We start from the raw sequence: 18213 nt of genomic DNA, 5'->3' as shown, positions 1-18213 counted from the left end.
TCACATGTACCAGGAGCAGGGCAAGGGGTCTCTGATACATGTCCGAGCGAAGAGGCACGGACGACGCGGCATGCCGGGGGCAATACCGTGGAGACGTGATCGTTCTCGCCGTGCTCCTGTTCGTCAACGCCGCCTTCAACGAGATCGTGTGGCCGCGGTTCTACACGCGGGTCGCGAGCGACCCAAGGGCGCGGGATGCCGAAGGCAAGGCCACGACATTCCTCAAGGTGCATGCCGTACTGATCGCCCTCGCTCTCGTGATCGCGCTGGTCTCGGTGATCGCCGGTGTCGTCGCGCTCGCCGGCGCGCTCTGACTCGCCCCGCCTGAGGCCGGACATGTCGGCCGCTCGGGACCGGGATCACTCGAACTGGCGTGCGTGCGCGGACCATCCCGCTTCAGCGGGCAGAGCACGCAGACCGCGATTCGCCACGGCGAGCAGCACCGAGATCGCGCAGAGCGCGAATGCGATGAAGAGGGTGTTCTCCCGTCCGATCACGGAGAGGCCGAACCCGGCGATCAGCGGGGCGAACGGCATCGCCCCCATGCCGAGGACCGCGGATGCGCTGTTCGCCCGTCCGAGCAGGCCGGTCGGTGTCGCGACCATGAAGTAGCCCATCAGTGCGGCGTTCACGGCAGGGATGAAGAAGACCGTCACGCTGAGCACGGCGATCAGCGCCAACGGCTCGTGCGCCGGAACCATGCCGAACACCCCGAGCGTTGCGACGGCGAGCCCGCCGATGATGACGACGCTTGCCCGGATGCGCGACACGAGGAACGGCGCGATCAACGCGCCGACCAGCATCGCGACGCCGGCGCCGGTTGCGAGCAACCCGATCGTGATCGTGGAGTACCCCTGCTGCTGCAGCGCGTAGATGACGGTCGTCATGGCCGTGCTGAACCCGAGATTGACGATGGTCGCCACGAACAGCACGCCGCGCAGATCTGCACGGGAGAACAGCCAGCGGAATCCTTCCGCGATCTCCCTGAGCGCATTCGGCCGCCCGATCGTCACGGCGGCGGCTGCGAGGCCGACCTCCTGTGCCGGACCTGGTTCCGCAGGGGCGGATGCCGCGGCATCCAAGTTCTCGTCCGGAAAAACCAGACCAGCTGGCGTGGCGCCGGCGTGTCGTGGCGCGACACGCTGAAGACGCGCCACGTCGTCTGGGTTATCCCCAGTGGTGGGCTCTGCCGTGTCAGGGGCCGAGCGCCGCAGCATCCAGGCTGTCGCCATCGCGACCACGTGGCATACCGCCATCGCGGCGCCGATCAGCCATGCCCCCGCCGCGAGCAATACGCCGCCGAGCGGCCCTCCGGCGAGTTGCAGCACGGCGTCGCGCCCCTGGTTCGCCGCCTGAGCCCTGCCCATGGCATCGTCCGGCACGACCTCCTTCAACGCGCTCTCTCCTGCGATGTCGAACAGGCCGGCGCGGGCGGCGAGTGCCACATCGATCAGCAGCAGCGTCACGAAGGTGAGCGCATCGATCAGGGCGAGCGCGGTGAAGAGCGATGCGAGTACGACGCCGGCGGCGGAGCCGATGATCATCATGACTATGCGGTTGTGCCGATCGGCGAGCACACCGCCGAACACCGTGGTGATCGTGCGGATCGTCATGCCGACCGCGCTGATGATGCCGGCCTGCGCCGGGTCGTTCGTGACGAACAGCGCGATCAGTGGGATCGCGAAGCCGAAGAGCGCGGAGGCCAGCCCCTTGGCGGTGTCGCTGACCAGCCAGGTGATGTAGCGGACGTTGTGCACCAGGCGGTGCGCGATGGCTGTGCTCATGTGTTCGAGAATAGATCCGCAAGAAAAGTTGCGCAACTCTAATTGCGCAATTTCTGTTGTGGATAGAATCTGGACATGGCGGACGAGAGAACTCCAGTGGATGCGCAGTCGGATGCCACGACAACGCACCCCGACGCGAAGCAGGCGACGACGGCGATGCTGAAGGCATACGCTCATCCGCTGCGGCGCCGGATCGCCAAGTCTGTCGCCGGTCGTGGTCACGCTCGTGCCGCAGATGTCGCCGCCGACCTCGGGGTCGCCGCCAACTCCGTCAGCTTCCATCTGCGCGTGCTCGCGGACGCCGGTCTCATCGAAGAGGCGCCGGAGTTCGCCCGTGACAAGCGCGATCGGGTGTGGAAGGCGACCGAGGGATCGTGGAACGTCGGATCCCCGGAGCATCCGATCGCCGATGAAGCGCTGGGTGGTGTGCTGATGAACGCACTCGCCGACGACCATGTCGAGATGATGCGGAGAGTCATGGCGTGGGCGCCGGAGTACGTGTCCGGTCGCGACCCTGTCGTGCACGGGACCTTCTCGCAGGCCAACCTGCGACTGACCGAGGCGGAGTTCACCGAGGTCGAGCGGCGGATCCATGAGGTCATCAAAGAGGTGGGCGACGCCCACGATCCCGACGATCCGGACACGCGCATCTGGAGCCTCGACATCATCGCGGCCGACGACACGATCTGAGCGGCCCTGTACCGTACGCCGAAGCGCCCGCGATCCCAGAGGACCGCGGGCGCTTCGAGGTGCGGGTTACGGGATCGTGCGACGGAAGGCGAGGAACGAGATGCCGGCCATCACCACGATCGCGACGAGGCCCCAGAGGGCGAGGCCCAGTGCTCCGAGGTCGAGGATGCCCATCCAGACCTGACCCCACAGCTCCAGCCGAGTGACGAGGAAGACGAGGCCGAGCAGGATGAGCACGAGCGCGAAGCTGGCGATCAGCAGGACAAGCGGGCCCCAGCTCTTGTAGATCGTGGCCGAGGTGAATCCGATGATGAAGATGAGCAGGGTGAGCACGGCGTAGATGAACCCTGCGCCGATCGGCCCGGATTCCCACACCCATGGCAGGTGGAAGAAGTAGCCGTTGATGCCCCAGCCGTTCGTCCACAGCTCGAACAGGCCGCCGAGGATGAACACAACGCCGAGGATGACGCTCGTCATCATCGCGGTGATCAACGTTCCGAGATAGAAGTCCCGACGGGTGACACTCATCGCCTGCGAGAACGGGAACACCATGGTGAGGGCCTGGATCCCGACGAACAGGAACGCCCACAGCGGTGCCTGGCTGCCGCCGCCGTACTTCGGCTGGTCGATCGGGATCATCGCGTAGATGAGGATCGAGACCAGAAGGGAACCGCCGAGGACGATGAGCGGCACCCACAGGTAGGTCTGCTTGTTGACGAGTTGCAGGCGCACGACCTTCAATACGCGAAGCATCAGATGACCTCCTTGTTCTTGGTGTTCGACGCCTTCTGAGTGAGGCGGACGATCAATTGCTGGAGTGAGACCGGGGCGACATCGAGCCCGTCCGCCGTGATCTCGGAGCGCTCCGCCTCGGTGAGAGAGCCGAACACGGTGACGGATGCCACGCGCCCCAGCGCTTCGCGGTGCAGAACTTCTCGGTCCCCGACCCAGGCGTCTACCTTGGTCGCATCCCCTATGACGGTGACGGCGCGGTCGCGCACGGCATCCGTCTCCTCGTCCAGAAGGATCTTGCCGTCATCGATCACGATGACGCGCTCGATGAGGTGGGAGACCTCGTCGATGAGGTGGGAGGACAGGATGATGGTGCGCGGATGCTCGGCGTAGTCCTCCACGAGCCGGTCGTAGAAGACCTGCCTCGCGACGGCGTCGAGGCCGAGGTACGGCTCGTCGAAGAAGGTGATCTCGGCGCGTGAAGCAAGGCCGATGATCACGCCGACGGCGGAGAGCTGTCCGCGGGAGAGCTTCCTGATCGTCTGCTTCATCGGAAGCTGGAAGTCCTTGATCAGCTGGTCCGCGAAGTCCTGGTCCCAGTTCGCGAAGAACAGCGAGGCCGCCTTGAACGCGTGGCGAGCGGTCGCGTCATCCGGGTACTTCTGGCTCTCGCGGACGAAGCAGACCCTGGAGAGCACGTGCGCGTTCTCGTACGGGTGCTCACCGAACACCTTCACCTCACCTGACGAGGCGAAGTTCTGAGCGGTGAGGATCGACATGAGCGTGGTCTTGCCTGCACCGTTGCGCCCGAGCAGGCCGTAGATCGCACCGCCCTCCAGCGAAAGCGACACGTTGTCGAGTGCGCGCTTCTCCTTGTATCGCTTGGTGAGGTTCTGCACCTCGATGACGGCGGTCATTCGGCCTTCCCTTTCTGAATGGATGCTGCGGCGCGTTCGCGCAGCAGCGTGGCGAGGTCGTCGGCGCTGAGGCCCAGCGTGTACGCCTCGGCGAGCATGGGGTCGATGTAGCGGTCGGCGAACGCGGAACGCCGCTCGCCGAGCAGCAGTTCACGTGCCCCGTCGGCGACGAACATGCCGATTCCGCGGCGCTTGTACAGCACACCCTTGTCCGTGAGCATGGCGACTCCTTTCGCGGCGGTGGCGGGGTTGATCCGGTAGAAGGCGGACAGCTCGTTCGTGGAAGGAGCCTTGGACTCCTCCTCGAGGGAGCCGTCGAGGATCGAGTCCTCGATTCGTTCGGCGATCTGAAGGAAGAGCGCCTTGCCTTCTTCGATCACTGGTGCCTCCAGATGGTCAGTTGGTTAGTTACTCGACTAAGTAACCATAGAACCTAGTGCGTGTCAACAGCGAGATTCAGGTGATGCGTCCGATGACGTGTTCGTCAATCCCCTGGGCGCAAACGGAATCGTCAGGCTGAATAGGGGCATGCACGCCGATCGACTCGTGAAGGAGCCCGCCTCGGGGGTGGATGCTGCCCCGCAACGGATCTCGGTGGTGATCCCGGTCAAGAACGATGCGGCCCACCTGGAACGGTGTCTGAACCGGCTGGCGAAGCAATCGCGACTTCCCGATGAGATCATCGTCGTCGACAACGGGTCATCGGATGCATCGGCCGAGGTCGCCTCCGCCTTCGGCGCGACCGTGGTGTGGTGTCCCGAACCGGGAATCCCCGCTGCCAGCGCCCGCGGCTACGATGCCGCGACGGGGGACATCATCCTGCGACTCGACGCGGATTGCGTCGCTCCGATCTCGTGGATCGACAGTGTCGTGTCCGCATTCGGGCGGCGTCCGGATATCGCCGCCGTCACCGGTGCAGCGCGCTTCATCGACGGACCGCTGGCGCTGCGCACTCCGCTGGCGAGCGCCTACCTGCTCGGGTACGTCCTCGTGACGGTGCCGACGCTCGGCCACCTGCCGGTGTTCGGGTCGAACTTCGCGATGCGCGCCAGCACGTGGCGCGGTGTCGGGCGCTTGGTCCACCGCGATGACCCGGAGCTTCATGACGACCTGGACATCGCGTTTCACATCGGAGACCGGCGCCGCATCGGCTATCTGCGAGGCGAGGCGATGGGCATCTCGATGCGGCCGTTCCGCAGCGCGAGTTCATTCGGCATCCGGGTGTCCCGCGGCTTCCGCACGGTATTCCGGCACTGGCCGCGCGATTTTCCGCCGCATCGATGGTGCCGCGTGGCGTGGCGTCGGGTGTCTGACCGACGCTGGCGCGTGAGGCCGTCGTGAGCGACGACCCCCGGGCCCCGAAGGCGCTCATCGGAGCGGTGTCCGCGCCCGCGCTGCACGTCATGACGTGGAACGTGCGTCGCGCGATGCCGCTCGGGATTCGAGAAGCCGGCCGGTGGCAGCGCCGCGCGCCGCGCCTCGCGGCGCTGCTCGCAGCAGAGCAACCGACAGTGCTCGGAGTTCAAGAGGCGCTGCCGCAGCAAGCACGATTCATCCGGGATGCGCTCGGCGGCTCTTATCGATTCGTCGGCCGTGGACGCGCGGGCGATGGGGGTGGCGAGGGCTGCCCGATCTTCTACGACTCGAGCCGACTCGAGCTGATGAACGCGCAGCAGATCGCGTTGTCTGATCGACCTGACGTTCCCGGATCCCGGTCCTGGGGCAACGTCCTGCCGCGGATCATGCTCGCCGCGACCTTCCGCGATCATGCGACAGGTCGACGCCTCTTCGTCATCAACACGCATTTCGACCATCTCTCGCGGCGTTCTCGACTTCGCTCCGCAGAAGCGGTTCGGCGGTCGGTGGCCGCCTGCGCACTGCCGGCGGTCGTGATGGGCGACCTGAATGACGACGAGAGCGGTGCCGCGGTCATCGAGCTGTTCCGTGATGGCCTGCTCGCAGACGCCTGGTCACGTGCGCGCGTGCATCTGACTGTGCCGTGGGCAACGCGGCCGAACTACCGTCGCCCTCGCAGGAACGGTCGCCGTATCGACTGGATCGCAGTCTCGCCCAGGCTGCAGGTGACCCGAGCAGCAGTGAACGCGCGCCGCCATGCCGGCGGATGGGGATCCGATCATCTGCCGGTGCAGGCGGAGATCGTGTCGCCTGAGTACTCTGGCCGATGATGATCGAGAACTTTCTTCGGAGGCCGCAGACGGCGGGCGAGATCATCGCGGACGCGGTTCGGGTGTTCGGAGTTCTCAGCGTCGTGATCGCAGCCATCTGGTTCGAGCTGACGGATGCCGGTGTGCTCGCCTTCACCCTGCCCGGGCTGCTGATCCCACGCTTCATCGGTGTGCGGGCAGGAGTGGACGTCGCGTTCTGCCTCACGCTGCTCATCGCCGCATGGAGCAATGTCTTCGACCTGTACACCCGCATCGGCTGGTGGGATCTCGCCGTACACTTCGTGTGCACGGCCGCGATCGCAGCCGTCTGCTATCTCTTGTTCAGCCGATTACGATTCGTCCCGGCTCCGGGGGAGAACGCGGTTCTCGGTGCAGTGCTGCTCACGACGATGCTGGGACTCGCGATGAGCGCCCTCTGGGAGATGGTCGAGTGGTTCGGTCACGCTTTCATCAGCGAAGACATCTTCGTCGCCTATGGCGACACGATTGCCGACATGGCCGTCGGTGGGCTCGGCGCCGTGCTCGCAGGGTTCGCGGTCTCATTCCTTCCGCTGTTGCGCCCTGAAACGGTCCAGGCGACGCGCTGAATCCCTCCGTCGGGCGCCGTCACATGATGTCGGAGTCTTTCAAGGAGTCTTCAGCCCACGAAGACTCAGGCTCGAGCTGTGCAGGCCGCACGATCACGTCTATCCGACGTCGCAGATCCTGGACAGCCTCACTGTTGAGGGGCGGTTCAAGGTCGGAACTGGTCGATTCGACCATCATCACGGTGCTTGCGGTGAGCAGGAACGTCGCTTCCACCGTGTTGCCGTTGGGGTTGATCACCCGCAACGTGACTGTGTCAGCACCTCCGTGATCGCTGATCACGCGGGCGTAATGGATCAACGCATCCGCTGCGTCGTCACCGACCAGAACCGCCTTCTCGGAGTATTTCAGCTGCTTCATTCCGCGACCGTACCTCGGTGCGGCCGGAAACCGAGGGTGGGTTGACATCCGCGAATGCGACGCGAGCATGCCGGCGCGAGGCCACGAGGGCCAGGTCCGCGAGGTGTATCGGGGCGCGTAAGTTGGGGACGTGCCCGATTTCCCCTACGGCAGCCTGCGCCGGTTCCCCGATGTCGAGGCCGACAACCTCTTCGCACACGACGCGACGGATGGTCTGCTGGTCGACCAGGCTCTCGTTCTGATCGCGGAGCACGCGCTGGCCGGCTCCGAGGTCAGCGTGATCGGCGACGAGTACGGCGCGATCACGCTCGCGCTGACGGATGCCGGGCACGACGGCATCCGCGTGCACCAGGACCTTGCGACCGGCCGCCGGGCGCTGGCGCGCAACGCGGCCTCACTCGGCCTCAGCGGGTTCGCGTCGCACGAACTCGACGCGTCGCTGCTGACGGACGCGCGGCTCGTGCTGCTGCAGTTGCCGAAGGCGCTCGCCGAGCTGGAGGAGATCGCGGATGCTGTGGCCCGCTGGGCCGCGCCCGACGTGGTGCTCGTGGCCGGGGGTCGTGTGAAGCACATGAGCCTGACGCAGAACGAGGTGCTGTCGCGCAGCTTCGCGAGCGTGCAGCCGCAGCGCGCCGAGCGGAAGTCGCGACTGATCGTGGCGTCCGATCCGCGGCCGGTGCCGGCGGAGCCGCCCTACCCGCAGCAGGCGGAGCATCCGGAGTTCGGGCTCACCCTCATCGCCCACGGTGGCGCGTTCGCCGCGAACCGGATCGACATCGGCACGCGCGTGCTGCTCGAGGTGCTGACCCGCGAACGCGAATCCGTCGCACAACTCCGGAGAACCGGCGCCCCTCGGGCAGCGACGCGCCAAGAACATGCCGAACTGCAGAAATCGTCCGGAGTTGTGCCGGACGGACAGCAGTCGGTCGTCGACCTCGGCTGCGGTACAGGAGCGCTCGCCGCGTACTACGCACTGCATCACCCCGCCGCCCGAGTCACGGCGACCGATCGTTCGGCGGCGGCGGTCGCGTCTGCGCGCGAGACGATGATCGCGAACGGGGTCGCCGACCGCGTGACGGTGACGCATGACGATGCCGGATCCGACCTTCCGGGCGGCAGCGCCGATCTGATCCTGCTGAATCCGCCTTTCCACCTCGGCTCGAGTGTCCACACCGGAGCCGCGACGCGTCTGTTCGAGGCATCCGCCCGCCTCCTCCGCCCCGGCGGCGAACTGCTGACGGTGTTCAACTCCAGCCTCCTGTACCGTCCGGAACTGACCCGCCTCATCGGCCAGACCGAGCAGGTGCATCGCACGTCGAAGTTCACCGTGACCCGCAGCATCCGCCGCTGACACGCCCACACGCAGATTGTCGACATTCGACAGAATCCCCGTTCAGGCGACAAAAACCAGGGCGGTCCGACTGGGCGAGATTTGCCCCTGACCGGCCCTTTTGTTACGTTCAAATGTAGGCCTTTCGGCTTATAGACCAGTCCGCGGTCACGTCCTTCATTCGATGAGCTGTGCTGCGAAGAGGCGTGGGCGTACGGTCGATGTTCTTTGCGCGGATCCGAAATCCGTTGCCTGAGCCGCCAGCGCAAGACTTTCGAAGCGGCCTCGTGATCATCACCCGGGCGTAACCGAAGTCGGCTACCGAGACCCGAAGAATCGGAAGCCATCGGGGGAAACGTGACCGAAACCGCTCTCGAAGCGCGCCATCTCTTCAAAGTGTTCGGAAGGAATCCGAACCAGGCCGTCCGCCGCCTGAAGGCGGGCGAATCCCGCACCGAAATTCAGGACGCCGGAACCGCCGCCGTCATCGACGCCAGCTTCACCGTCAACCGTGGTGAGATCTTCGTCATCATGGGGCTGTCCGGATCGGGCAAGTCGACCATCATCCGCATGCTCAACGGACTGCACGACATCACCGACGGCTCCGTCGTGATCAACGGCGACGAGATCGCCGGTGTACCGGCGTCGCGCCTGCGCGAGATCCGACGTGAGAACGTATCGATGGTGTTCCAGCACTTCGCGCTGCTGCCGCACCGTACCGTGGCCGACAATGTCGCCTACCCGCTTGAGCTGAAGGGCGTGCCGAAGGCCGAGCGCCTCGCTAAGGCCAACGAGGTTATCGAAATGGTCGGCCTCGACGGCTGGGGCGACAAGCTTCCCTCGCAGCTGTCCGGTGGAATGCAGCAGCGCGTCGGAATCGCGCGTGCGCTCGCTGCAGACACCGAGATCCTCCTGATGGACGAGGCGTTCAGCGCCCTCGACCCGCTCATTCGCCGTGAAATGCAGGAGCAACTGGTCGAGCTGCAGGAGAAACTGCAGAAGACCATCGTCTTCATCACGCACGACCTCAACGAAGCGATGTTCCTCGGCGATCGGATCGCGGTCATGCGCGACGGCCGCATCGTGCAGATCGGCACCCCAGAAGATATCCTCACCGACCCGGCCAATGACTACGTCGAGCAGTTCGTGCAGGACGTCGACCGCGCGCGTGTGCTCACGGCATCCAACGTCATGGAGCGTCCGCGTCCCGTGGTCGCAGAGAACGCCGGACCCCGCACCGCGCTGCGTCAGATGCGCGACGCCTACATGTCGGCCGCGTACGTCACCGGCCGTGACCGCAAGCTGCTCGGCATGGTCACCGACCGCGACGCCGTCAAGCTCGTGCGCAAGGGGGAGACGTCGCTGAAGTCGATCCTGAAGCCTGTGCCGCAGAGCGTCGCTGAGGACGAGGTTCTGATGAACCTGTTCGTCCCCGCCGTCGAGTCACAGCTGCCGCTCGCGGTCGTCGACGCCGAAGGGCGCCTGACCGGCGTCATCCCGCGCGTCACGTTGCTCGCAGCTCTCGGCCCTGGCCCGAACTCGACCGAGGAGATCACCCTGCCGCTTCCGCCGGTCTCGCACGCCGAGATCGCCGCGGTGCTGGGTGAGGCAGCGGATGCCGTCGCCCCCGCATCGACCGCGGTGCTCGGAGAGGCGGCCGATGCGGTCGCGCCGGAAGCCGTGACGGAAGAGGAGGTGCGCTGATGGATGGGTTCCGCATTCCGATCGGCGAGTGGGTCGCCGGCGCCGTCGCGTGGGTCAAGGACAACCTCGAGGGCCTGCTCGACTTCATCTCGTTCATCGTCAAGTTCCTCGTCAACGGGTTGACCGATGTGCTCCTCGGCACACCGATCGTCGCGTTGATCATCATCGCCGCGCTCATCGCGTGGGCGGTGCGCTCGCTCTGGATGGCGCTCGGCACGGCGGTCTCGTTCGTACTGATCCTCAGCATGGGGCTGTGGGTCGGGGCGATGCAGACGCTCTCGCTGGTGATCGTCGCCGCGCTGGTCGCGGTGGTCATCGCCATTCCTCTGGGCATCTGGTCGGCGGGCAACGCCACAGTGCGTGCTGTGCTGAAGCCGATTCTCGACTTCATGCAGACGATGCCCGCGATGGTCTACCTGATCCCCGCCATCGTGTTCTTCAGCATCGGCGTCGTGCCCGGGCTCGTCGCGACCGTGATCTTCGCGCTGCCTCCTGGCGTGCGCATGACGGAGCTCGGCATCCGAGGCGTGGATTCCGAGACCGTCGAGGCCGGACACGCCTTCGGTGCGACACCGGGCCAGATCCTGCGCGGCATCCAGCTCCCGCTCGCGATGCCGACCATCATGGCCGGTGTCAACCAGGTCATCATGCTCTCGCTGTCGATGGCCGTGATCGCCGGCATGGCCGGGGCTGACGGCCTCGGAAAGCTCGTCGTCGAGGCGATCGCGACCGTGAACATCGGTAAGGGCGCGGAGGCGGGGCTCGCCGTCGTGCTGCTCGCCGTCTTCCTCGACCGCGTCACCGCCGCACTCGGCACTCCCGGCGAGTTCCCCTCGTCGCTGCTGGGCATGGTGAATCGCCGTCGTGCTTCGCAGCAGGCAGGCAAGGCGGATGCCGCGGCAGAGGCCGAGCGTGCAGTGGCGTCACCGCACCGCGCACCCATCGGCGGCGGAGCCGCATAGACCATCCCTCACCCATACGAAACGCAGCAGAACATACGGAAGGAAAGCACCATGAAGAAGTTCCGGCACATCACAGCCGCCGTGGCCCTGGGGGCCGTGGCATCCCTCGCCCTCGCCGGTTGCGCGACGGGCAACGACACCGCAGGCGGAAACGGCGGCGGTGACAGCGAAGGCGGAGACAAGGGCACCATCACCCTCGGCTTCATCCCTTCGTGGACCGACGGCCTGAGCATGGCGTACCTGGTCCAGGACCAGCTCGAGAAGCTCGGCTACACGGTCGAGCTCGAGACGCTGACCGAGGCTGGTCCGCTCTACACCGGCCTCGCGCAGGGCGATGTCGATCTGTTCCCGTCGGCTTGGCCAGAGGTCACGCACGCGGAGTACATGAAGACGTACGGCGACGACCTCGAGGACCTCGGCGCGTACTACGACAACGCCAAGCTCACGATCGCGGTGCCCAGCTACATGGACATCACATCGATCGAGGAGCTCAAGGGTCAGGCCGCGCGCTTCGACGGCAAGATCATCGGCATCGAGCCTGGTGCAGGCCTCACCGGCGTGACTCAGGACTCGATGATGCCCGAGTACGGCCTCGACGGTGAGTACACCCTCGAGACCTCGTCGACTTCGGGAATGCTCACCGTGCTCGGCGAGGCGATCGACAAGAAGGAAGACCTCGTCGTCACGCTGTGGAAGCCGTTCTGGGCGAACAGCAAGTACGACGTCAAGGAACTCGAAGACCCGCTGGGCGCGATGGGTGAGGCGGAGACGCTGAACTTCATGGCGCACAAGGGCTTCGCCGAGGAGTTCCCCGAGGCCGCTGAGCTCGTCGAGAAGATCAAGCTCGACGACGACCAGTACGGTTCGCTCGAGGACCTCGTCGTCAACGAGTTCGGCGAGGGCCAGGAGGCAGACGCCGTCGACAAGTGGCTCGAGGAGAACGGCGACCAGTTCGACTGGGTCGTCAAGGAGTAATCACTTCTCGCTCATTGAGCGAAGGAGGGCGTCGCGGCTTCGGCCGCGGCGCCCTCTTCTTGTTCTTGCGCGTGCTTGTCCCGATCTGCGGAGGTTGTCCCGATCTGCGGATGCTTTCGCCGAATCCGTCCGCAGATCGAGACCGTGTCCGCAGATCGGGACAGGATGGCTGCCCGCTCTACGGAACGATCGAGTCGATGTAGCCGCCGTCGACCCGCACTGCGGCGCCTGTCGTCGCCGATGCCAGCGGGGAGGAGAGATACGCGACCATGTTGGCGATCTCCTCCGGTTCGATCAGACGCTGCAGCAGCGATTGCGGCCGGTGCAGGCGCATGAACTCGCGCTGCGCTTCGTCCCACGGGAGCGCGGAATCGACCAGCTCGTAGACGAAGGTCTCCACTCCGCCGGTGTGCGTCGGTCCGGCGAGCACGGAATTGACCGTGACGCCGGTGCCTGCGGCATCCTTCGCGAATCCTCGAGAGACGGCGAGCAGCGCGGTCTTCGACATGCCGTAGTGGATCATCTCGGCGGGGATGACGACGGCCGAGTCGCTGGCGATGTTGAGGATGCGGCCCCATCCGCGTGCCTTCATTCCAGGCAGCGTCGCCCGGATCAGGCGCACCGCGGCGAGCACGTTGACGTCGAAGTATCGGCGCCATTCCTCATCGGTGATCTCCAGTGCATCCGTCGCACCGAAGATGCCGAGGTTGTTGACGAGAACGTCGATGTCGCCGGTGGCGGCGGGCACGGCATCCGCTCCTGGTTGATCCGTGACATCGCCGGGCGCCGCGATGAACTCACGCTCTGCCGACTCTGCCTGCAGCTCAGCGATCGTGGAGGCGACGGTGTCGGCTCGGCGGCCGTTGATGGCGACGCGCGCCCCCGCATCGGCCAGGGTCGCGGCGATAGCCCGCCCGACGCCTTGAGTGGAACCCGTGACGAGTGCGGTCTTGCCTGTCAGATCGATGCGCATGGTGAGTGCAACCGCGCTTGGGCCGGAATCATGCCCCGCCGCCGAAGCACTCCCACGCCATGGTCGGAGAGACCGATCGCGCGTAGCCTGACGATATGGACGGTTTCGCGGCTGTCGACTTCGGATTCGCACGCGAAGTGCTCCAGCGGGGCATCGCGGCGCTGTATCTCGTCGCCTTCGTCTCGTCGCTGAACCAGTTCCGGCCGCTTCTGGGCGAGCACGGGTTGTTGCCGGCGCCGGCGCTGCTGGATTGGGCCGCCACGTCGAAGGCGCGCGGGCGGATGCTGCACCCGACGCTCTTTCGCCGTATCCGCTACACCGACCGACGTCTCGCGATGCTGTGCTGGGCGGGCATCGTCATCGCAGCGCTGCTCATCGTCGGCATCCCCCAACTGGCACCGCCGTGGGTGCCGATGGCGTGCTTCCTGGCGCTCTGGATCGGATACATGTCGATCTCCAGCATCGGGCAGACGTTCTACGGCTTCGGGTGGGAGATGCTGCTGCTCGAGGCAGGGTTCCTCGCCGCGTTCCTCGGATCACGCGATCAGCCGCCGCCGACCGTCGTGATCGTGCTGATGTGGTGGCTCGTGTTCCGGCTGGAGTTCGGTGCGGGCATGATCAAGATCCGCGGCGGACGGGAGTGGCGCGACCTCACCGCGCTCACGTACCACCACGAGACGCAACCGATGCCGGGGCCTCTCAGTCGTCAGGCGCACCTGCTGCCTCGCTGGTTCCACAAGGGTGAGGTGCTGGGCAACCACTTCGCTCAGCTGGTCGTACCGTTCTTCCTGTTCGCTCCGCTGCTTGCGCTCTGGATCCCTGGATCTGCGCCGCTGATGATCGGCGCTGTCGCCGGCACGATCATCATCGTGACGCAGATCTGGCTCGTCATCACGGGAAACTTCGCCTGGCTGAACTGGGCGACGATCGTGCTGGCATTTTCTGCGATCGGCGTGCCGACCGGCTCGATCCCTGAGCCTGTCGAAGGGCTCGGTACCCTCCCGCTCTACTGGATCGTCATCACCTCAGCCATCGGCATCATTTACCTCGTCGTCAGCTGGCCCGCCCTGCGCAACCTCTTCGCCCACCGCCAGCTGATGAATGCGAGCTTCAACCGCTGGCAGCTGGCGAACGCCTACGGCGCCTTCGGGACGGTGACGAAGGAGCGGATGGAGATCGTCATCGAAGGAACGCTGGATGAGGATCCGGATGCCGCGACCTGGCGCGAGTACGAGTTCAAGGGCAAACCAGGCGATGTGCGCCGCGTGCCGCGGCAGTTCGCGCCGTACCATCTTCGCCTCGACTGGCTGATGTGGTTCCTGCCGCTCGGGCGCTCGCTGGATGACTGGTTCACGATGCTCCTCGCGCGGCTGCTGCAGGCGGACGCGCCGACGCTCGCGCTGCTGCGCGTCGATCCGTTCGAGGGCAGACCGCCGCGATGGGTGCGGGCGGTGTCGTACTGGTACCGCTTCGCGACGCGTGAGGAGCGGCGGCAGGACGGTGCGGTGTGGGTGCGTGATCGGCGGCGTGAGATCGTGGGGGCCGCGGAGCTGCGGTGAGGAGGGGGTGCCCTATGCCCGTTCGTCTTCCCGGTTCAACCGGGCACGCTCAGGCTCCGGCGCGCGGACCGGTTCGGGTGCAGGCTCGGCATCCGGTGCGCGTTCGGTGGTCGCCGTCGGAGCCGGACCCGCTGTGATCTCGCGTGCCACCTGCTTCTCGAGCACCGTCACGGCGTCGTCGGAGAGCAGGATCAGCCCCTCGAGCTCTTCGCGCACGCGCTTGTAGGCGACGTTGCGCTCGGCCTGTGTGGCCGACTCGTCGATCGCGACCTTCAATAGCTTCTGAGCCCGGTCGAGGCGTTTGCGCTCCGCCTCGCTGAAGGTCGAATCGCGCAGGCGCCTGGCGTCCTTCTCGGCGATCTCGAACGCGACGGCGTAGTTGCCGACGGCATCCAGATACTCCGAGACGCGCTGCTCGCTGACCTTGGCGTCAGCGGATGCCGGACGCAGAGCATCCGCCGTCTTCTTCGCCCGCAGGAACGCGGCAGTCAGCGGCTGGCGACCGTCGCTCATGGCGGGGAAGGCGATGAGCTTCGCGACGTCGAGTTCGTAGTCGAGCCACCGGGCGGTGATCTCGTCGTGCTCGGCGAGGAGCCGCTCCAGCAACTGGTTCGACGAGACCTGCGCGTCGGATGCGATCTCCCGCGGCTTCTTGGAAGGTGCGACCTGGCCGCGCGCAGCGAGTTCGGCGGCCTTCAGCTCGCCCTTCAGTCGCAGCGTCTCGAGGCGTCGCTCGTGCCGGCGCTTCGCGCCCTGCTCCCACGCCTTCGCCGCCCCGCCGGCCATTCCCATGATGGGGAAGATGAGCCACCAGAAGCTGCCCGCCCACTGCCAGAACTCTTGCATGATGCGTTCAGCCTACTGCGAGCGAGCGTCAGCGTCCGGGCGCAACCAGCCCCGTCTCGTAGGCGAGCACGACGAGCGCCGCACGGTCGCGGGCGGCAAGCCTGCCGAGCAGTCGACTGACATAGGTGCGCGCGGTGGCGGGGCTGAGGAAGAGGTCGGTGGCGATCTCGTCGTTCGTGTGCCCTCGGCCCACGAGCGTCAGCACCTCGATCTCTCTTTCGCTGAGCCCGTCGAGCGGGGTTCGATCGGTGACGGTGTGCGACGCGGCGGCCCGCATCACTGTCGCCGTCACCGACGGAGACAGCAGCGAATCGCCGGCGGCGACCGTGCGGATCGCGGCACGCAGATCCTCCGGCGACACGTCCTTCAGCAGATACCCCGATGCTCCGGAGCGGATCGCCTCGTGGACGTTCTCGTCCTCGTCGAACGTGGTCAGGATCAGGACGCGGATGCCGTCGAGCGCAGCATCCGCGACGATCGCCCTCGTCGCCTCGAGGCCGTCCATCACCGGCATCCGGATGTCCATCAGAACCACGTCGGGGCGCAGCTCGCGCACGCGGGACAGGCCCGCGCGGCCATCGGGCGCCTCGTCGACGACGGAGATGTCGCCGTCGCGCTCGGCGAGCGAGCGCAGGCCGGCGCGCACGAGCTCCTGATCATCGACGATCACCACACGAATCGGTTCGCTCACGCTTCTCCTTCAGCCCGCGCCGGGATCTCGGCCTCGACGATGAATCCGCCCGGAGCGGGGTGGGCGGTGAGCGTGCCGCCGAGCAGCTCCGCCCTCTCCCGCATGCCCCGGATGCCGGCACCCGTGCCCCTCGCGGCATGAGGTGTCGCGGAATGCCGCATCACCGGTGCTGAGGCGGCATCGCGCGCCACCTCACGCGCAGCCGCGTGGACGGAGGTGTCACTGGTGGTCGCTTCGGAGGGCGCTGAGGCGACATCTTGCGACACCTCACGCGCGGCGGATGACCGCCGGCCGCGGCCATCGTCCACGATGCGCAGCGTCAGCACCCCGTCCACCTCGCGCGCGGTCACGCGAACCGTCGAGGCGCCCGAGTGCCGGAGCACGTTCGTCAGCGACTCCTGAATGATCCGGTACGCCGCGGCATCCACCGATCGCGACAGCGCATCGGATGCGACCGACACCTCGGTCTCGACGCGGAGTCCGGCCGCCTTCGCGGCGGCGAAGAGCGGTTCGAGCGCCGTGAGCCCGAGCACGGCCTCGGGACCGGAGGCGTCGTCCGAGCGCAGCACCTTCACGGTGCGCCGCAGCTCGCGCAGCGCATCCGACGTCGCCGCGCGAACCTGATCGAGTGCGGGGCGTGCGGCCGCAGCATCCGGAGCCTCGGCGGCGACGCCGGCATGCAGCGACGCGACCGAGAGCGTGTGACCGATGGTGTCGTGCAGGTCGCGGGCGATCTGCATTCGCTCGGACTGCATCCTGGCATCCGCGGCGTGGGCTTCCTCTGCGGCGGTGAGCGCGGCGATCTGCGCGGTGCGCTCCCGAGCCTCACGGGCGAGACGCACTGCAGCGCCGAGCGCGATGGCCGCAGCGGCCAGTGCCAACTCGGTGACGAACGTGTAGCCGTTGAGCGTGGCCTCCGGCTCCGAGCCGTCGAGGCGGAAGTAGGTTGCGACCGCGAGCAGCACTGCAGCCGAGCCGACGGCCCAGTACGTGCGATGCTGCTCGGCCGCGGAGAAGAGGGCGCCGATCGCGGGAAGCACCATGCCGACGGGCGGCAGATCCAGCGTGTAGTACGCGAAGATCGCAAGCAGCGTCACGACCAGCGTGGTTCGTGGCAGCAGCCGCCGGACGAGCAGGATCAGACCGAATCCGAACGCGAATGCGTATCCGCCGAACGAGGTGCGACCGACCGGATCAGCGGCGATGACGACCGCGAGCACCAGCGTCACGGCGATCGCGAGCCCCGCGTCGGCGAGTCGTGGGTTCACCTCGCTGCGCATGCCTCCAGCGTAGGAGGGCGAGGTGGCGCGCGCGATCCCCTCGTAGCGACGAGCGATGTCGATTCCCAGCGACATCGACGTCACGAGAGGTCGCCTGCTGTTGGCGCGAAGAGACGCCCCAGCGCCGATGTGCCTTCAGTCGCTGCTGGCGAGGCTGGACGCATGACTGAGACAACACCCTCCACCACCGCCCGCCCCGCACTGCCCTGGCTGCTCATCATCGGCCTCGCCTCGCTCTCGTTGCTGTGGCCGCTCACGAACCTGATCGGCATCGGCCAGGGTGCACCCCGTGCGCTGACGATCATCGCGATCGTCGCCGTGACCTGGATCGGCGTCGTCGGCTTCGGCCGGGTGCCGCGCCCGGTGCTCGTGCTGACGCTCACCGGGCTCGCTCACGGTGCGATCTCTATGGTCGTCGCGGCGATCTTCGGCGGCGTCGACGGGCCGATCTGGACCGTGTTCGCCGCCCTCGCCATCGACACGTTCTGGGGTGCGATCGCGGGGCTTCTCGCCCTTGCGATCCAGAAGATGCGGACGCCCCGAGCATGAGTGAACCGGCACGAGCCCGCACAACTCCGGAGAATCGGGTGAGAAGCACGATCGCGGTCCCCCGATTGCGGGGATCGGAGAAGATTCTCC

Annotated in this window: 20 protein-coding genes; 11 read left to right on the top strand and 9 right to left on the bottom strand. The window is 66.6% G+C overall.

The window, feature by feature from the left end; all coding sequences use genetic code 11:
* Positions 1 to 95: 95 nt before the first annotated feature.
* Complete coding sequence (locus tag ACP7AR_RS12725) at positions 96 to 314, top strand: SCO4848 family membrane protein (protein WP_426186256.1); 219 nt, start codon at positions 96 to 98, stop codon at positions 312 to 314.
* A gap of 45 nt (positions 315 to 359) precedes the next feature.
* Here the strand turns inward: ACP7AR_RS12725 and ACP7AR_RS12720 are convergent, their stop codons facing one another.
* The gene (locus tag ACP7AR_RS12720; protein WP_426186253.1) at positions 360 to 1784 is read right to left on the bottom strand and encodes an MFS transporter; all 1425 of its coding nucleotides are present in this window, start codon (positions 1782 to 1784) and stop codon (positions 360 to 362) included.
* 75 nt (positions 1785 to 1859) lie between these two features.
* On the opposite strand from ACP7AR_RS12720, the gene ACP7AR_RS12715 reads away from it, so the two are divergent.
* Positions 1860 to 2474 carry an ArsR/SmtB family transcription factor gene (locus tag ACP7AR_RS12715; RefSeq protein ID WP_426186250.1) on the top strand — a complete coding sequence of 205 codons (615 nt, stop codon included), beginning with the start codon at positions 1860 to 1862 and terminating at the stop codon, positions 2472 to 2474.
* 66 nt (positions 2475 to 2540) lie between these two features.
* On the opposite strand, the gene ACP7AR_RS12710 is transcribed toward ACP7AR_RS12715, so the two are convergent.
* The 3 genes from ACP7AR_RS12710 to ACP7AR_RS12700 are packed head-to-tail and all read right to left on the bottom strand — an operon-like array spanning position 2541 to position 4503.
* Positions 2541 to 3227 (bottom strand): hypothetical protein, encoded by a 687-nt coding sequence (locus ACP7AR_RS12710; protein WP_426186247.1) that lies wholly within the window; start codon positions 3225 to 3227, stop codon positions 2541 to 2543.
* Positions 3227 to 4123: an ABC transporter ATP-binding protein gene (locus ACP7AR_RS12705; protein WP_426186244.1), complete on the bottom strand. Its 897-nt coding sequence runs from the start codon at positions 4121 to 4123 to the stop codon at positions 3227 to 3229. Before ACP7AR_RS12705 ends, ACP7AR_RS12710 begins: the two co-directional genes overlap by 1 nt.
* Positions 4120 to 4503, bottom strand: a complete 384-nt coding sequence (locus ACP7AR_RS12700) for a GntR family transcriptional regulator (protein WP_426186241.1) — start codon at positions 4501 to 4503, stop codon at positions 4120 to 4122. Before ACP7AR_RS12700 ends, ACP7AR_RS12705 begins: the two co-directional genes overlap by 4 nt.
* A 148-nt stretch (positions 4504 to 4651) precedes the next feature.
* Here ACP7AR_RS12700 and ACP7AR_RS12695 point away from each other — a divergent pair, with 148 nt between their 5' ends.
* From ACP7AR_RS12695 to ACP7AR_RS12685, 3 genes are read left to right on the top strand one after another with little or no spacing between them, the layout of a single operon-like run.
* Entirely contained in the window at positions 4652 to 5464 is an 813-nt protein-coding gene (locus ACP7AR_RS12695) for a glycosyltransferase family A protein (RefSeq protein WP_426186238.1), read from the top strand.
* Positions 5461 to 6309 carry an endonuclease/exonuclease/phosphatase family protein gene (locus tag ACP7AR_RS12690; RefSeq protein ID WP_426186235.1) on the top strand — a complete coding sequence of 283 codons (849 nt, stop codon included), beginning with the start codon at positions 5461 to 5463 and terminating at the stop codon, positions 6307 to 6309. Before ACP7AR_RS12695 ends, ACP7AR_RS12690 begins: the two co-directional genes overlap by 4 nt.
* The gene (locus tag ACP7AR_RS12685; RefSeq protein ID WP_426186232.1) at positions 6306 to 6896 is read left to right on the top strand and encodes a hypothetical protein; all 591 of its coding nucleotides are present in this window, start codon (positions 6306 to 6308) and stop codon (positions 6894 to 6896) included. Before ACP7AR_RS12690 ends, ACP7AR_RS12685 begins: the two co-directional genes overlap by 4 nt.
* Before the next feature lie 19 nt (positions 6897 to 6915).
* Here the strand turns inward: ACP7AR_RS12685 and ACP7AR_RS12680 are convergent, their stop codons facing one another.
* Positions 6916 to 7254: a hypothetical protein gene (locus ACP7AR_RS12680; RefSeq protein WP_426186229.1), complete on the bottom strand. Its 339-nt coding sequence runs from the start codon at positions 7252 to 7254 to the stop codon at positions 6916 to 6918.
* 130 nt (positions 7255 to 7384) lie between these two features.
* Here ACP7AR_RS12680 and ACP7AR_RS12675 point away from each other — a divergent pair, with 130 nt between their 5' ends.
* The 4 genes from ACP7AR_RS12675 (at position 7385) to ACP7AR_RS12660 (ending at position 12225) form a co-directional block, all read left to right on the top strand.
* Positions 7385 to 8605, top strand: coding sequence for a class I SAM-dependent methyltransferase (locus ACP7AR_RS12675; RefSeq protein WP_426186226.1), 1221 nt, complete (start codon positions 7385 to 7387; stop codon positions 8603 to 8605).
* A gap of 336 nt (positions 8606 to 8941) precedes the next feature.
* Positions 8942 to 10288, top strand: a complete 1347-nt coding sequence (locus tag ACP7AR_RS12670; RefSeq protein ID WP_426186223.1) for a quaternary amine ABC transporter ATP-binding protein — start codon at positions 8942 to 8944, stop codon at positions 10286 to 10288.
* The gene (locus tag ACP7AR_RS12665) at positions 10288 to 11250 is read left to right on the top strand and encodes an ABC transporter permease (protein WP_426186220.1); all 963 of its coding nucleotides are present in this window, start codon (positions 10288 to 10290) and stop codon (positions 11248 to 11250) included. Before ACP7AR_RS12670 ends, ACP7AR_RS12665 begins: the two co-directional genes overlap by 1 nt.
* Positions 11251 to 11301: 51 nt before the next feature.
* Positions 11302 to 12225, top strand: a complete 924-nt coding sequence (locus ACP7AR_RS12660) for a glycine betaine ABC transporter substrate-binding protein (RefSeq protein ID WP_426186217.1) — start codon at positions 11302 to 11304, stop codon at positions 12223 to 12225.
* Between the two features lie 178 nt (positions 12226 to 12403).
* On the opposite strand, the gene ACP7AR_RS12655 is transcribed toward ACP7AR_RS12660, so the two are convergent.
* Positions 12404 to 13198, bottom strand: a complete 795-nt coding sequence (locus ACP7AR_RS12655) for an SDR family NAD(P)-dependent oxidoreductase (protein ID WP_426186214.1) — start codon at positions 13196 to 13198, stop codon at positions 12404 to 12406.
* 95 nt (positions 13199 to 13293) lie between these two features.
* On the opposite strand from ACP7AR_RS12655, the gene ACP7AR_RS12650 reads away from it, so the two are divergent.
* Positions 13294 to 14757 carry a lipase maturation factor family protein gene (locus ACP7AR_RS12650; protein WP_426186211.1) on the top strand — a complete coding sequence of 488 codons (1464 nt, stop codon included), beginning with the start codon at positions 13294 to 13296 and terminating at the stop codon, positions 14755 to 14757.
* A gap of 12 nt (positions 14758 to 14769) precedes the next feature.
* Here ACP7AR_RS12650 and ACP7AR_RS12645 read toward each other — a convergent pair whose 3' ends face one another.
* Genes ACP7AR_RS12645 through ACP7AR_RS12635 form a run of 3 tightly spaced genes read right to left on the bottom strand, consistent with a single transcriptional unit; the run spans position 14770 to position 17649 of the window.
* Complete coding sequence (locus tag ACP7AR_RS12645) at positions 14770 to 15603, bottom strand: hypothetical protein (RefSeq protein ID WP_426186208.1); 834 nt, start codon at positions 15601 to 15603, stop codon at positions 14770 to 14772.
* Between the two features lie 28 nt (positions 15604 to 15631).
* The gene (locus ACP7AR_RS12640) at positions 15632 to 16294 is read right to left on the bottom strand and encodes a response regulator (RefSeq protein ID WP_426186205.1); all 663 of its coding nucleotides are present in this window, start codon (positions 16292 to 16294) and stop codon (positions 15632 to 15634) included.
* Entirely contained in the window at positions 16291 to 17649 is a 1359-nt protein-coding gene (locus tag ACP7AR_RS12635) for a sensor histidine kinase (protein ID WP_426187743.1), read from the bottom strand. Before ACP7AR_RS12635 ends, ACP7AR_RS12640 begins: the two co-directional genes overlap by 4 nt.
* 87 nt (positions 17650 to 17736) lie before the next feature.
* On the opposite strand from ACP7AR_RS12635, the gene ACP7AR_RS12630 reads away from it, so the two are divergent.
* Positions 17737 to 18123 carry a hypothetical protein gene (locus tag ACP7AR_RS12630; protein WP_426186202.1) on the top strand — a complete coding sequence of 129 codons (387 nt, stop codon included), beginning with the start codon at positions 17737 to 17739 and terminating at the stop codon, positions 18121 to 18123.
* The last annotated feature ends 90 nt before the right edge of the window (positions 18124 to 18213 follow it).

The organism is Microbacterium sp. TWP3-1-2b2, from assembly GCF_049896145.1.
Classification (GTDB): Bacteria; Actinomycetota; Actinomycetes; order Actinomycetales; family Microbacteriaceae; genus Microbacterium.
This window is presented reverse-complemented; position numbering and strand designations above follow the sequence as displayed.